The sequence below is a fragment of the Mesorhizobium sp. M1A.T.Ca.IN.004.03.1.1 genome (genome assembly GCF_003997555.1).
GTDB lineage: Bacteria > Pseudomonadota > Alphaproteobacteria > Rhizobiales > Rhizobiaceae > Mesorhizobium.
Genome location: NZ_RZTV01000001.1, coordinates 791460 through 804847 on the forward strand (window position 1 = coordinate 791460; position 13388 = coordinate 804847).

The following is a 13388-nucleotide window of genomic DNA, read 5'->3' on the forward strand; positions in this document are numbered from 1 at the left end:
CATCGCGATGTCGCAAGCTTTGCTGAAGGCGAAGGACGCGTCGCGGCTCGGTCGCTTTTTTCACAAGCCATGCCGGAAGCCCCGGCGACGACGTGAGCCGGCAATGTCTAGGCTAAGCCCGGATCTCGGAGCCCGCCCGCGCATCATGCAGACTTATCATTTCATTATCGTCGGCTCCGGCTCGGCCGGTTCGGTGGTCGCGGAAAGGCTCTCGGCTTCCGGCCGCTTTTCGGTACTGGTGCTGGAGGCAGGCGGAACCGACCGCCGTTTCTATGTCCAGATGCCGCTCGGCTACGGGAAGACCTTCTTCGATCCGGCCGTCAACTGGAACTACAAGGCCGATCCCGATCCCGGCCTCGGCAACAATGCCGACCACTGGCCGCGCGGCAAGCTGCTCGGCGGCTCGAGCTCGATCAACGCCATGGTCTTCATTCGCGGCGCGCGCGAGGACTTCGATGCCTGGGCCGCCGCCGGCAATGCGGGCTGGAGCTATGACGACCTGCTCCCCGCTTTCAAAGCGTTGGAGGACAACGAGGCCGGCGCCGACCAATGGCGCGGGGTCGGCGGCCCCTTGCACATCACCGATTGCTCGAATGCGGTGCATCCGCTGACCAAGCGCTATCTGGCGGCCGCCCAGCAGGCCGGACTGCCGTTAAATCCGGATTTTAACGGCGCCTCCCAGGAGGGCGTCGGCGTCTACCAGATCACCACCAGGAACGGCCGCCGCATGTCCGCCGCCCGCGCCTTCCTGCGCCCGGCGATGAAGCGCAACAATGTGCGCGTCGAGACCAACGCGCTGGCGACGAAAATCCTGTTCGAGGGCAAGCGCGCCGTCGGCGTCGAGTACCAGCAAAACGGCGAAACCAAGAGGGTTCGCGCGGGCCGCGAGGTGATCCTCTCCGGCGGCTCGGTCAACTCGCCGCAACTGCTGCAGCTCTCCGGTGTGGGCCCGTCGGCGCTGCTCGGCGATCTCGGCATCCCGGTCGTCCACGCCAACGACAATGTCGGGGCCAACCTGCAAGACCATGTCGGCATCAACTACACCTTCAAGGGCAAGCTGCCGACGCTGAACCAGATCCTGCGGCCATGGTGGGGCAAGCTGCTGGTGGGCATGCAGTACATCCTGCTGCGTTCCGGTCCGCTGTCGTTGTCGATGAACAATGCCGGCGGCTTCTTCCGCACCGACCCGTCGATGGCGCGGCCGAACATGCAGCTCTATTTCCAGGCCTTCTCGACCGTCATCCCCAAGAGCGGCGAGCGCCCGATCCTGACGCCCGATCCGTGGCCGGGCTTCTCCATCGGCCTTTCCAATTGCCGGCCGTCGAGTCGCGGCGAGATCATGATCCGCTCGAAGGATCCGCGCGACTATCCGAAGATCACGGCGAACGCCTATTCGACCAACGCCGATGTCGACGAGATGCTGGCGGCGGTGAAGTTCGTGCGCAAGATCGCCTCGATGCCGGCGATGGCCGAGATCATCGAGGAAGAAGTTTTGCCTGGTCCGTCAATTACTTCCGATGCCGATCTGATTCAGGATTTCAGGAAGCGCTCGGGCACCGTCTACCATCCCGTCTCGACCTGTCGCATGGGTCCGGACGCTTCGCGCGCCGTCGTCGATCCCCGGCTTCGGGTGCATGGGCTCGAGGGCTTGCGTGTGATCGACGCATCGATCTTTCCCGACAACATCACGGGCAACACCAACGCCGCCGCAATCCTCACCGGATGGAAAGGCGCCGAGCGGGTTCTGGAGGATCAGAAATGAAAGTCACCGACGTCAAGACCTGGGTTGTCGGCAACCCGCCGCCCGGCATCGGCGGCAAGTATTTCATCTTCGTCAAGCTCACCACCGATGGCGGCGTGGTCGGCTATGGCGAGGCCTACAACGCCACCTTCTCGGCGCATGTCACTGCCAAGATGATCGAGGATATGGCCGAGCGCTACCTCATCGGCCGCGATCCGCACGATATCGAGAACCTCTTCCGCCGCGTCTATTCCTCTGGCTTCACCCAGCGTCCCGACGTTTCCGGGATGGGGTGCTTTTCGGCACTCGAAATGGCCTGCTGGGACATCATCGGCAAGGAGGCCGGCAAGCCGGCCTACAAGCTGCTCGGCGGCCAGGTGCACGAGACGCTGCGCTCCTACACCTATCTCTATCCGCACACCGGCAGCGTCCATTCGGAAGACGCCCGCGGCCAGAACGTCTACAACGATCCCGACATGGCCGCGGCCTGCGCTCTGGAATATGTCGAGCAGGGATTTAACGCCGTCAAGCTCGACCCGGCCGGGCCTTACACGGCCTATGACGGCCATCAGCCGCGCCTGATCGACATCGACCTCTCGGCGCGCATGATCAAGGCGATCCGCGAGGCGGTAGGCACCAGGGCGGACATCCTGTTCGGAACCCATGGCCAGTTCACCGCCTCCGGTGCGCTTCGTATGGCCCGTGCAATCGAGCCGTACGATCCGCTGTGGTTCGAGGAGCCGGTGCCGCCGGACATGCCCGAGGTGATGGCGCAGGTCGCTCGCGGCACCTCGATTCCTATCGCCACCGGCGAGCGGCTGACGACAAAATTCGAATTCGCGCGCGTCATCGAGAACCGCGCCGCGACCATCCTGCAGCCGGATCTCGGCCGCTCCGGCGGCATTCTCGAAACCAAGAAGATCGCCGCCATGGCCGAGGCCTACCACATCCAGGTGGCGCCGCATTGCTATTGCGGGCCGATCGTCGGCGCCGCCAACATCCAGCTTGCGGTGACTCTGCCCAACTTCCTCATCCTGGAATCGTTGAAGCAGTGGGACGGTTTTCACGCCACGCTGCTCAAGAAGAAGATCGAATGGCAGGATGGGAACGTCATCCCGTCGAAGGAGCCAGGCCTCGGTGTCGAGCTCAACGAGGAAGTCTGCGAGGCGCACCCCTATAGCGGCAAAGACCTGCATCTGCAGATGATGCAGACGCCGCTGATGCCGTGACGGCGCGCCTCGCCTACGCCTTCATCGGCCTTGGTCATCTCGGCGGCAACCTTGCCGCCGGCCTGCTGCGCCACGGCTTCGCTGTTGCCGTTTTCGACCGTGACCCAGCGGCGGTTGCGCGTTTGGTCGCGCTCGGCGCAACGGCGGCGGCGAGCCCGGCGGATGCCGCGACCCGCGCCGGCAATGCGATCACCTGCCTGCCCTCGCCGAAAGTGAGCGAAGCTGTGCTCGCCGGTTCTGACGGATTGCTGGACGGCCTGGCCGCCGGCGGCACCTGGATCGAAATGTCGACCAATGGCCGCGACGAGATCCTGCGGCTGGCCGCACTTGCTTCGGCGAAAGGTGTCGAGACGCTGGAATGTCCGGTCACCGGCGGCGTGCACTTGGCGGCGGCAGGAAAGATCACCGCGCTGGTAGGAGGGGACGCCGCGCTCTACGAGCGCCACCGGCCGGCGATCCAGGCAATGTGCGCCAAATCGTTCCTGATGGGACCGGTCGGCTCGGGGGCGGTGATCAAGGTCATCACCAACATGCTGTCCTTCATCCATCTGGTCGCCGCCGGCGAGGCATTGATGCTCGCCGACCAGGGCGGGCTCGACCTCGCCCAGGCCTATCACGCCATCGTCGCCTCTTCCGGCAACAGCTTCGTCCACGAGACCGAAAGCCAGCTCATCCTGAACGGCTCCTACGACATCGGCTTCACCATGGACCTGGCTTTGAAGGATCTCGGTTTCGCGTTGTGCATGGCCAGGGATTTTCGCGTGCCGCTGCAACTGGCACCACTCGTCAACCAGATTTTCGAGGTCGGCAGGCAGAAGTATGGCGGTGGCGCCTGGTCGACCCAGATCGTCAAGCTTCTGGAGGATGCGGTCGGCACGGAGCTTCGCGCGCCAGGCTTCCCGGCCAAGCTCGAACTGTAATCCGCCAAAACTTTAGCCAGCTATTTCAATCGCCTAATCACACCGGCGGAATCAAACCTTCAGGCAGGTGATTCAACACCTGAGCGTCAATGCGCCGGGCAATATCTCGAAAGTTGCCGGAATCCGACCTGGCGACTCGCCGTCTATGTCGACTAGCGCTCCGTTCTTCTCAACGTCGCCTAGCGGTTCGACCAGCACCTTGCGACCGCGCAGGATGGTGATCGCCGGATGGTTGCGGTGGCGCCCGCCATAGAGGAGACGGATGTCGCGGATCAGCCCAAGCTTGCCGGCGGCGCGCAGGATGACGACATCGAACTGGCCGTCGGACAGATCGGCGTCCGGCGCAATCATCATGCCGCCACCGAAGAATTTCCCGTTGGCTACCGCCACCAGCGCCATGCGCGCCTCGACCGGCTCGCCGTCGTCTATGGTGATCCTGACCTCCTGGAAGCGATAGCGGATGAATTCCAGCACTGTGCGCCAGAAGAAAAGCGCTTTGGCCGAGACCCTGCCCTTGCGCTTGTCCGCATTGACCGCGCGATCGGTGGCGCCGGAGAGGCCGAGGCTGGCGATGTTGATGAAGTGACGGCTGGCGAGCGCGCCGTGGTCGTCGATGTAGCAGACGCGGCCGGCATCGACCTTGCGCGCGCCGGCGCCGGCGATACGCGTCAGTGCTTCCTCGATTTCGTCGGGCAGGCCGAGCCCTCTGGCGAAATCGATACCGGTGCCGCAGGGCAAAAGGCCGAGCGCGCTGGTCCGGCCGGTCTCATGCTCTGCCTGCAGCAGCCCGTCCGCCACCTCGCTGGCGGTGCCGTCGCCGCCGGCCGCGATCACCAGATCGCACCCGCTGGCCGCGAGGTCGATTGCCAATCGCTCGGCGTCGCCGCTGGTCTGCGTCTCGCGCAGCTCGAAATCGCCGAAATGCCTCTTGAGCGATGCGGCGGCTTCGGACCAATGCCGCTTGAGCTTGCCCCCTCCCGCTATCGGATTGAGAACCACCCCGACCTTCAACCTGATCTCCCCCGAGGCATATTGCGTGGAAGCGCAAGGCGACTCGGCTGATGCAGCGCCACAGCACTTTGCCGGCATTCAAACGCGGGCCGACTGGCGGGGCAAGGCTCATCGTCGAAAGGACCGCGGAAAATGGGGACAGGCTGTCTAAGGCGTTCGGCCCGCAAATTCCGAGACTTGTCGCATCGGTCCCCGATAATCCCGCTATCCACAGGTCCGCGTCTATTCCGCAAATTCCTTACCCGGCATACATTGAACCCATCTCAGGCGGCTACCGAACGCCCCGGCCGAAAGGCAGAAGCGCAAGGCGGATTTCCTGAGGCCCGTACGGCCCAGAACGAGAGCAGGTTCGCCTGCTGGAGGGACGGATGCCGAGACCTACGGGTGCCGCGGAAAGCGTGCGAACGCCGACGGCGGACCGATGCTGCCATGAAGGCGGGTGAAACCTTCGATGGTGCGCCGGCAAAGCCTGCAAGGGTGGAGATCGGCGTGGTCTGGAACGGACGCTGCCTTCGGGTGGCGACTGGCAGGACCGTCAAAATCAAGGCCGGCCTGGCGCGACGACTTTACGGAAGTTGCTGCCGTAACCGGTTCCTGATCTGACAGGGAGGCGCTGGGAGCAATCCCAGCGCCGACTTCTTTTGGGCTGCCCCTTCACCGGCCCTTTCCCAGCGTCCGGCACCGCCCCAGCATCTGCCACTGATGCTTCCCCGCCACAGTCGCAGGCCAAGCAACGCGCCGACACGCTGAATTCACAATCGCGGCCAAATCCCGCCTTGTTCCCCGGCGATTGATCGCCTGGGAACGAGTTCAAAAGGACAAGACCGTGATTAAGACCGCCCTTGTCGCCATGACCATTGTCGGCTGCGACTGCGACGCCAAGCTCTGCGAGTATATCGGCGAGACTCCCGCCAAATGGGCGACGATTGCCGACTGCGAAGCGGCGATGAAGAGCCAGATGCTGCATCAACGCAATTTCAATTATCCGCTGGTTTCCGGCATCTGCCGCACCAAAGGGTCGGCATCGACTTCGGAGCTCGCAGCCAAAGCGTCAAGGCCGGAGCTGAGGCCGCCGAACCGCGTCGTCGAACCCATTGCCCCATTGCCGCCCGAGCTCAGCCGTCGGCCGAGCGTCCCGGTCGGCACGACGGTGACGGCGAGCGAGACGGAAGCCGCGCGGCCTGTTGCCTTCGAGGCCGCGGTCGACGGCGGCAGCGCCGTGCTCTATCGCACCAAGGCTGGTTATGCCGTGGTCAAGACCGATCTCGGCCGCGCGGCCAACGCGACGGTGGACATGGCAAAGCGATCGGCGAACTGGCTGGCGGGACTGGTGCCGAGCGGGCTGTAATCCAGCACCGGAAGCGCACGAAACCGGTATTCCAGGCACTTGAATATCAGCGCGCCTTACAGTTTGACCTTCAGCGTCTGCCAGAATTTGTCGATCATCGGTTGCTCGGTTGCGGTGTCCTGATCGCCGATGCGCGTGATGAACAGCAGCCCCTGATCGGCAAGACCGAAGCCGACGATCTCGAAATCGGCCTTGTCGGTACGCGTCTTCACCGTGGCTTTGATGCCGGTCAACTGCTTGCCGTCGGCGACTTGCGGGTCGTCGGCTCCTGTATCAGCGTGCCGCCCGCCTGAACCGACTCCTTGGTCATCTCCTGCAGCATCAGCTGATTGAGCGACACCGGATTCATCTTGCCGTATTCCTGCACCACGACGACGGTGCCGAGGGCCGAGGCAGCGAGGTATTGGGTGATGCTCTCGCCGAGATCCGTCTTGCTGACGGAAATGCTGCTCGGATGAACAAAGGAAAACCTGCCGCCGGAGAAGGTGTCGAAGTCGTTGCGGTTGAGCCGCACCCTGGCCCTCTTACCGCCGGGCAAGGTCACGTCTGCATCCTCGCCGGGATCATCGCCGTGGCACCAAGTTTCATTCGCATGTCCTGTCCTCTCCGGCGCTCGGCGCTTTCGACTCTTTGACGACCGAGAGCGCTTCCGTTCCCGTTACCATCCGCTCGTGACGGATAGACTGACCACCCCGCAAAAACCATAGGGGTACCGGAACGCTGCAGACGAAGGCCGCCGCTGGCGCGCCGGAACAATGCAGTGCCTGATTGATAATGCCGGCACGATGCGGGAAGATGAGCGCCTACCTGGAGTTGGGGGGCTTCATGACCTTTGCCGTTCGCGCCACACTAAGCTTGTTACTGGCACTCGCGCCCTTGCCTCTTCGAGCGCAGGACACCGATCAGGGTGACGACAAAACGGTGATGGTAGCCCCGGACGATGCCCAAATGGCGGCGGCGATTGCAAAGGCACGATCCAGCCTGGACGACTTCCTGGCTTTGTCCGACGCGCCGCCGCCGGGAACCGGCAGGTTCAAGCTGAAGGTCATGGTGGTCGACGGACATGCGACAGAGCATTTCTGGGTCATCCCCTTCAAGCGGACCGCCACCGGCTTTGTCGGCATATTGGCGAACGAGCCTAAACTCGTCCGCAACGTGGTATTCGGCCAGAACATCGAATTCTCCAAGGACGATATCTCCGACTGGGGATACACCAGGGACGGCCATCAGGTCGGCAGCTTCACCGTCTGCGTGATGTTCAAGAAAATGTCCAAGGAAGAAGCGGATTACATGCGCACCCAATACGGCTTCGACTGCTGAACTGCATCCAAGGCATTACAGCTGCCTTTGCGGCAAGCTCGCCGCGGCCAGTCGGTCCGGGTCAGAAGTCGGCTGTCAGCCGGAAAAGATCGCGCTTAGGCGTTCGGTAACCTTCCGCTTCAACAATCCCTCCTCCAGCGCCTCCACCGGCACCAGCCGCTCATGGCTGCCTTTGGCGAGGCGCATGAAGAAATGCAGTTTGTAAGCGGCAATCTTGCCTCGCGCGGCTGCGTCCGTGCGGACGTCGACGACCAGGATCGAACCGATGCGGCCGGGCCATGGCTGCCTGGCAAAAGCCGTGCCGAGGAAGTCGCCGAGACCGTAGGCCACGATCGCATCGTCGATGCGCTCGAGCGGCTGCACGACATGGGCGTGGTGGCCGGCGATCAGCCGCACGCCGTAACCCGCCAGCCGCCGCGCCAGCGCCCGCGTCGCCGGTCTCGGAAAATGCCGGAACTCCCAGTCCCAATGCGGCACCGCGCAGAGCAAGTCGATGTTCGCGAGGATCCCGAGCGGCCATTCGGCCGGATCGCCCGCCATGGAAATCCGCGCCCGAAATTCGGCCTCGTCAGCGTTGCGCCAAAGCGTGAACGCGGCGAAGCCGATCGTCAGCGGCCCGGCGGCCTGGTGTTGGACCGGGCCGCCGGCCGCGGTGCCGATGGTGCGGATGCCGAGCCGCTTCAGCGCCGCGACCGTCTCGTCGAAGCCGGCAACGCCCTGGTCGAGGATATGATTGTTGGCGAGCGACAGCACGAGCCTGTCACGGACAATGCCGACGTCTGCCAGCGCATCCGCCAGGAAGCGTTCGCTCATCGCGTGATGCGTGCCAAGCCGCGTGCCCGCCACCGCGCTCGGCCGCTCGACGATCGGGCTTTCGCAATTGCCGACCACGAGATCGGCCGAAGCGAGCAGCGCCGCGATCGCAGGGTCGCATTCCGGCACCCGGCGATTGGCGACCGCCGACAGGTCGCCGATGAAAGCAAGCCGCACAGTTTGCGTTGGCGTCGGCACCATCAGCGTCGCTGCTGCCGCCGCGAAACCGTTTCTGTCGCCGCCTAGCGACGGCTTCAGAAAACGCGGCAGCCACGACAATTTGTAGGAAAGCGGATAATTCGACACGCGATGCCCAACCGTTTGCCATCGTGTGTAGACCGTCTTCGCGCCAGGAGAAAGCAGCAGGCGAAGCGCCGCAAATCCGTGTATTGTGGCTGGCGGGATTGGGACGGGAGGATCCATCGTGAAGCGACTGTCGGGCCTTGTGGCACTCACACTCTTGCTGCTCCTGCCCTTTGCTTACGCCAAAGCGGCTAGCCCCGACCCTGCCGCCTTGTTCGAGGCGAAAACCGTTTCCGAGCGGAACAGAGCCCTGGCGGCACTGGAGGCGGCGGCACCGAGCGATCCGGCATCGGCCTATGCCGCCGGCGCCGGCGAATTCTTTACCGCGCTGGAAATCCTGGCCAGCGGTCTGCATCGGCACGGTTTCGAGAGCCCGCAATCCTTCATGCTACCGCTGATGCGGGTGCCCGTGCCGGACCATCCCAGTCCCGAGCCGCTTACCTATGAAAAGTTCCGCGCCATCCTGATCGCTTTCCGCGACCGTCTGGAGAAATCCGCCGCCACGCTGGGCTCGGTGCCCGCCGATGCCGATATCGGCATGGTGGTCGACCTCGCTCATGCCGGTATCGATCTCAACGAGGACGGCAACATCGCGCCGGACGAAAGCATCGCCGCGATCATGGCCTCGCTCTCACGCGGCGTCGACGCGAGCGATGCCGCCCCTTCGCTTGCCTTCCGCTTTGACCGCGCCGACGGTTTTTGGCTGCAAGGTTACGCCGAGTTCCTGATGGCGCAGGCCGATTTCTGGCTGGCGCATGATTTCAGAGCCATGTTCGACGGCTCTTTCCACATGCTGTTTCCGCACGCGAAACTGCCGCTGCAGGACGCGCTGGTCCCGCCGGATGGCGGCATGAGCGGCAGCATCTTCGCCTCGGAATGGCGCTTTGCCGACTTCATCTCGCTGGTGCATCTCGTCAACTGGCCGGTGATCGAGCCGGAGCGCCGGAAGGCGGCGCGCCGTCACCTGCTGGAGATGATCCGGCTTTCGCGCGAGGACTGGAAAGCGATACGCGCCGAAACCGACAATGACCGCGAATGGCTGCCGGGACCGCAGCAGAAGGGCGTCAACCCGCTCACCAGCCTCGAGGTCGGCGAGGCGCAAGTGCAGGCATGGCTTGCCGCCCTGACCATGGCTGAGGACCTTCTCGAAGGCCGCGTGCTGCTGCCGCATTTCCGTGTCATCGGCAAAGGCATCAACATGAAGCGCTTCTTCGACGAGCCGAAACCTTTCGACCTCGTCCTGTCGATCACCGGCCCGGCCATCGCGCCTTATCTCGAAAGTGGAAAAATCCTCACCAGCGACGATTTCAATCAGATTCAGCGCGAGTTCGGCGGCGCCGGCTTCCTGACCTTCGCGCTGTGGTTCAACTGAAACGAAACGGCGCGTGCGACACGCCTCCTGACAGCCTTCTGTCAGCAGGCTCGGCAGCGCGTACCCGCCATTCCACTCCGCTCTTTCCATTTCGGCCGAGTCCTCCCATATTCGAGCAATGGCCAAACGCACCGACAAGAAAACGCCCTCGCCGGCGCAAGAGGGCGCGCCGAAACGGCGCAGTCCGCTGACCGAATTCCTCGACGCCGCCGAGCCCCTGGAGCGCGGCGGCTTCGCCGAAGCACCGCAAAGCGAGTTCTCCGGCGCGCCTCTCACCGGCTCGATCTCCGATTGGGCCGGACAGATCGAGCGCGAGGCGCAAAAGCAGCCGAAGGCTAAAGCGCCGAAGAAGGTCCCCGAGCGCTCTGCTGCGCCCGGGCGCACGGCGCGCGGCACCTCGATGGGCGGCGCGGCATCGGCGAAAGAACGCGCCGCCGCCGGCCTCAACCCGGTGGCCGGCCTCGACATCAGCTTGGAGGACGCCGAGCAGGTTTCCTCGAGCGGTGTGACCGCGACCGTCGCCGCGCTGTCGAAACTCATCGAATCCGGCAATCCGCTGCACAAGGATGGCCAGCTTTGGACGCCGCACCGGCCTGCCCGGCCGGAAAAATCGGAAGGCGGCATCGCCATCAAGATGGTGTCGGATTTCGAGCCCGCCGGCGACCAGCCGACCGCCATCAAGGACCTTGTCGAGGGTGTCGAGCAAAGCGACCGCACCCAGGTGCTGCTCGGCGTGACCGGCTCCGGCAAGACCTTCACCATGGCCAAGGTGATCGAGGAAACGCAGCGCCCTGCCCTGATCCTGGCGCCGAACAAGACGCTGGCCGCGCAGCTCTATGCCGAGTTCAAGAAATTCTTCCCCGAAAACGCGGTCGAGTATTTCGTCTCCTATTACGACTACTACCAGCCGGAAGCCTACGTCCCGCGCACCGACACCTATATCGAGAAGGAATCCTCGATCAACGAGCAGATCGACCGCATGCGCCACTCGGCGACGCGCTCGCTGCTGGAGCGTGATGACGTCATCATCGTCGCCTCCGTCTCCTGCATCTACGGTATCGGCTCGGTCGAGACCTACACGGCGATGACCTTCCAGATGCAGGTCGGTGACCGGCTCGACCAGCGCGCCTTGCTTGCCGACCTCGTCGCCCAGCAATACAAGCGCCAGGACATCAACTTCGTGCGCGGCTCGTTCCGCGTGCGCGGCGACACGATCGAGATCTTTCCGGCCCACCTCGAAGACCGCGCCTGGCGCATCTCGATGTTCGGCGACGAGATCGAGGCGATCACCGAGTTCGATCCGCTGACCGGCCAGAAGACCGGCGAGTTGAAGAGCGTCAAGATCTACGCCAATTCGCACTATGTGACGCCGCGGCCGACCTTGAATCAGGCTATCAAGTCGATCAAGGAAGAGCTGCAATACCGCCTGCAAGAGCTTGAAAAGGCTGGCCGTCTGCTTGAAGCGCAACGTCTCGAGCAGCGCACGCGCTTCGACCTCGAGATGCTCGAAGCGACCGGTTCCTGCGCCGGCATCGAGAATTATTCGCGCTATCTCACCGGTCGCCAGCCGGGCGAGCCGCCGCCGACCCTTTTCGAATATGTGCCGGACAATGCGCTGATCTTCATCGACGAGAGCCACGTCACAGTGCCGCAGATCGGCGGCATGTATCGCGGCGACTTCCGCCGCAAGGCGACGCTGGCCGAGTATGGCTTCCGCCTGCCCTCCTGCATGGACAACCGGCCGCTGCGCTTCGAGGAATGGGACGCCATGCGCCCGCTGTCGATCGCCGTCTCGGCGACGCCGGGCGGCTGGGAGCTCGACCAGTCCGGCGGCGTCTTCGCCGAGCAGGTCATCCGCCCGACCGGCCTGATCGACCCGCCGGTCGAGGTGCGCCCCGCCAAGAGCCAGGTCGACGATGTCGTCGGCGAAATCCGTGAGACGACTAGGCTGGGCTACCGTACGCTGGTCACGGTTCTCACCAAGCGCATGGCCGAAGACCTCACCGAATACCTGCATGAGAACGGCATTCGAGTCCGCTACATGCACTCCGATATCGACACGCTGGAGCGCATCGAGATCCTGCGCGACCTGCGCCTCGGCGCCTTCGACGTGCTGGTCGGCATCAACCTGCTCCGCGAAGGCCTCGACATTCCCGAATGCGGCTTCGTCGCCATCCTCGATGCCGACAAGGAAGGTTTCCTTCGTTCGGAAACCTCGCTGATCCAGACCATCGGCCGCGCCGCGCGCAACGTCGACGGCAAGGTTATCCTCTACGCCGACCAGATCACCGGCTCGATGGAACGGGCGATGGCGGAGACCAACCGCCGCCGCGAGAAGCAGATGGAGTGGAACGCGGCCAACGGCATCACGCCGGAATCGGTCAAGTCGCGCATCGCCGACATCCTCGACTCCGTCTACGAGAAGGATCACGTGCGCGCCGACATCTCGCAGTTCACCGACGATGCCGGCGCCATGATCGGCAACAATCTGAAAACCCATCTCGAGGCGCTGGACAAGCAGATGCGCGATGCCGCCGCCAATCTCGACTTCGAGAAGGCCGCCCGCATCCGCGACGAGATCAAGCGGCTGCGCGAAATGGAGCTGTCCATCTCGGACGATCCGCTCGCCCGCTACGCCGACATGGAAAGCCCGGTTTCCGGCCGCGAGAAAGGCAGGCACAACAAGGGACGTGCGGTGCACCGCACCGTCGATGACGACGGCAAGGGCCTGTTCCGCAAGCCGGATCTCGATGAGATGGGCGCGGACGGCGCGGTGCCGGTGAAGAAGCCTCTTTTCGCCAAGCCCTCGATCGACGACATGGGACCGGGCACCGATATGGCAACACCCGCTGGCGCGGTCTCGCGTTCGCTGTTCAAGAAGCAGTCGGCGCAGGAAGCGCATGGCTCCGACTTCGGCATCCCGGGCGATCGCACCGGGTCGCTGTTCCGCAAGAACTCGCTCGACGAGATGACGGTGCGCCGTACCGAAAAACCCGTCGAAGGAACGGTGCCTACGAAGCCACGGCCAATCTCCCCCCTTGTGGGGGAGATGTCCGGCAGGACAGAGGGGGGCGCGAAGGAACGCGACGATAAACCCATCGTCCGCCAGCGCTCTGGCATCGGCTCTTACGAAGACCCAGCCGATGAGCGCCGTCAAAAGCGCCGGCCGAGCAAGACTGGGCGGCCGGGGCACTGATTTCTGAAGAGATTGATATGTTGACATGCCGGCGGGACAGCGCTCTGTCCTGCCGGACATCTCCCCCACAATTTGCCCACAAGAGGGGAGATCGGTGGTTTCAGCGCCCCGCTCTGTCCTGCCGCCCCTTGCCAT

General features: G+C 64.0%; 11 protein-coding genes. 7 read left to right on the plus strand and 4 right to left on the minus strand.

Annotated features, from left to right (window positions below; translation table 11 throughout):
* Window positions 1-145 precede the first annotated feature (145 nt).
* Genes EOD29_RS03785 through EOD29_RS03795 form a run of 3 tightly spaced genes read left to right on the plus strand, consistent with a single transcriptional unit; the run spans window position 146 to window position 3890 of the window.
* Complete coding sequence (locus EOD29_RS03785; RefSeq protein ID WP_127245954.1) at window positions 146-1762, plus strand: GMC family oxidoreductase N-terminal domain-containing protein; 1617 nt, start codon at window positions 146-148, stop codon at window positions 1760-1762.
* The gene (locus EOD29_RS03790) at window positions 1759-2970 is read left to right on the plus strand and encodes a mandelate racemase/muconate lactonizing enzyme family protein (RefSeq protein ID WP_127215776.1); all 1212 of its coding nucleotides are present in this window, start codon (window positions 1759-1761) and stop codon (window positions 2968-2970) included. The genes EOD29_RS03785 and EOD29_RS03790 overlap by 4 nt, the downstream gene beginning before the upstream one ends.
* A complete protein-coding gene (locus tag EOD29_RS03795; protein ID WP_127245955.1) occupies window positions 2967-3890 on the plus strand; it encodes an NAD(P)-dependent oxidoreductase in 924 nt (307 codons plus the stop codon). Before EOD29_RS03790 ends, EOD29_RS03795 begins: the two co-directional genes overlap by 4 nt.
* Before the next feature lie 72 nt (window positions 3891-3962).
* Here the strand turns inward: EOD29_RS03795 and EOD29_RS03800 are convergent, their stop codons facing one another.
* Window positions 3963-4901, minus strand: a complete 939-nt coding sequence (locus EOD29_RS03800; protein WP_127245956.1) for a diacylglycerol kinase family protein — start codon at window positions 4899-4901, stop codon at window positions 3963-3965.
* An 826-nt stretch (window positions 4902-5727) separates the two neighbouring features.
* Between EOD29_RS03800 and EOD29_RS03805 the strand changes: the two genes are divergently transcribed.
* A complete protein-coding gene (locus EOD29_RS03805) occupies window positions 5728-6249 on the plus strand; it encodes a hypothetical protein (protein WP_095826559.1) in 522 nt (173 codons plus the stop codon).
* Between the two features lie 56 nt (window positions 6250-6305).
* Here the strand turns inward: EOD29_RS03805 and EOD29_RS37005 are convergent, their stop codons facing one another.
* Both EOD29_RS37005 and EOD29_RS37010 read right to left on the minus strand, forming a co-directional pair.
* Complete coding sequence (locus EOD29_RS37005; protein ID WP_245322258.1) at window positions 6306-6482, minus strand: hypothetical protein; 177 nt, start codon at window positions 6480-6482, stop codon at window positions 6306-6308.
* Window positions 6479-6793 (minus strand): hypothetical protein, encoded by a 315-nt coding sequence (locus EOD29_RS37010; protein ID WP_245475209.1) that lies wholly within the window; start codon window positions 6791-6793, stop codon window positions 6479-6481. The genes EOD29_RS37005 and EOD29_RS37010 overlap by 4 nt, the downstream gene beginning before the upstream one ends.
* A 251-nt stretch (window positions 6794-7044) precedes the next feature.
* On the opposite strand from EOD29_RS37010, the gene EOD29_RS03815 reads away from it, so the two are divergent.
* The gene (locus tag EOD29_RS03815; RefSeq protein ID WP_348630407.1) at window positions 7045-7569 is read left to right on the plus strand and encodes a DUF2314 domain-containing protein; all 525 of its coding nucleotides are present in this window, start codon (window positions 7045-7047) and stop codon (window positions 7567-7569) included.
* A gap of 75 nt (window positions 7570-7644) precedes the next feature.
* Here EOD29_RS03815 and EOD29_RS03820 read toward each other — a convergent pair whose 3' ends face one another.
* Entirely contained in the window at window positions 7645-8688 is a 1044-nt protein-coding gene (locus EOD29_RS03820; RefSeq protein WP_127245957.1) for a CapA family protein, read from the minus strand.
* 118 nt (window positions 8689-8806) lie between these two features.
* Here EOD29_RS03820 and EOD29_RS03825 point away from each other — a divergent pair, with 118 nt between their 5' ends.
* Together EOD29_RS03825 and uvrB are read left to right on the plus strand one after the other, a co-directional pair.
* Window positions 8807-10057, plus strand: coding sequence for a hypothetical protein (locus EOD29_RS03825; RefSeq protein WP_127245958.1), 1251 nt, complete (start codon window positions 8807-8809; stop codon window positions 10055-10057).
* 118 nt (window positions 10058-10175) lie between these two features.
* A complete protein-coding gene (gene uvrB / locus EOD29_RS03830; protein ID WP_067326616.1) occupies window positions 10176-13253 on the plus strand; it encodes an excinuclease ABC subunit UvrB in 3078 nt (1025 codons plus the stop codon).
* Window positions 13254-13388: the final 135 nt, after the last annotated feature.

Bases quoted from the DNA above. Each gene is read 5' to 3' on its own strand.
- EOD29_RS03785 (WP_127245954.1), top strand. From the start codon at position 146: ATGCAGACTTATCATTTCATTATCGTCGGCTCCGGCTCGGCCGGTTCG.
- EOD29_RS03790 (WP_127215776.1), top strand. From the start codon at position 1,759: ATGAAAGTCACCGACGTCAAGACCTGGGTTGTCGGCAACCCGCCGCCC.
- EOD29_RS03815 (WP_348630407.1), top strand. From the start codon at position 7,045: ATGAGCGCCTACCTGGAGTTGGGGGGCTTCATGACCTTTGCCGTTCGC.
- uvrB (WP_067326616.1), top strand. From the start codon at position 10,176: ATGGCCAAACGCACCGACAAGAAAACGCCCTCGCCGGCGCAAGAGGGC.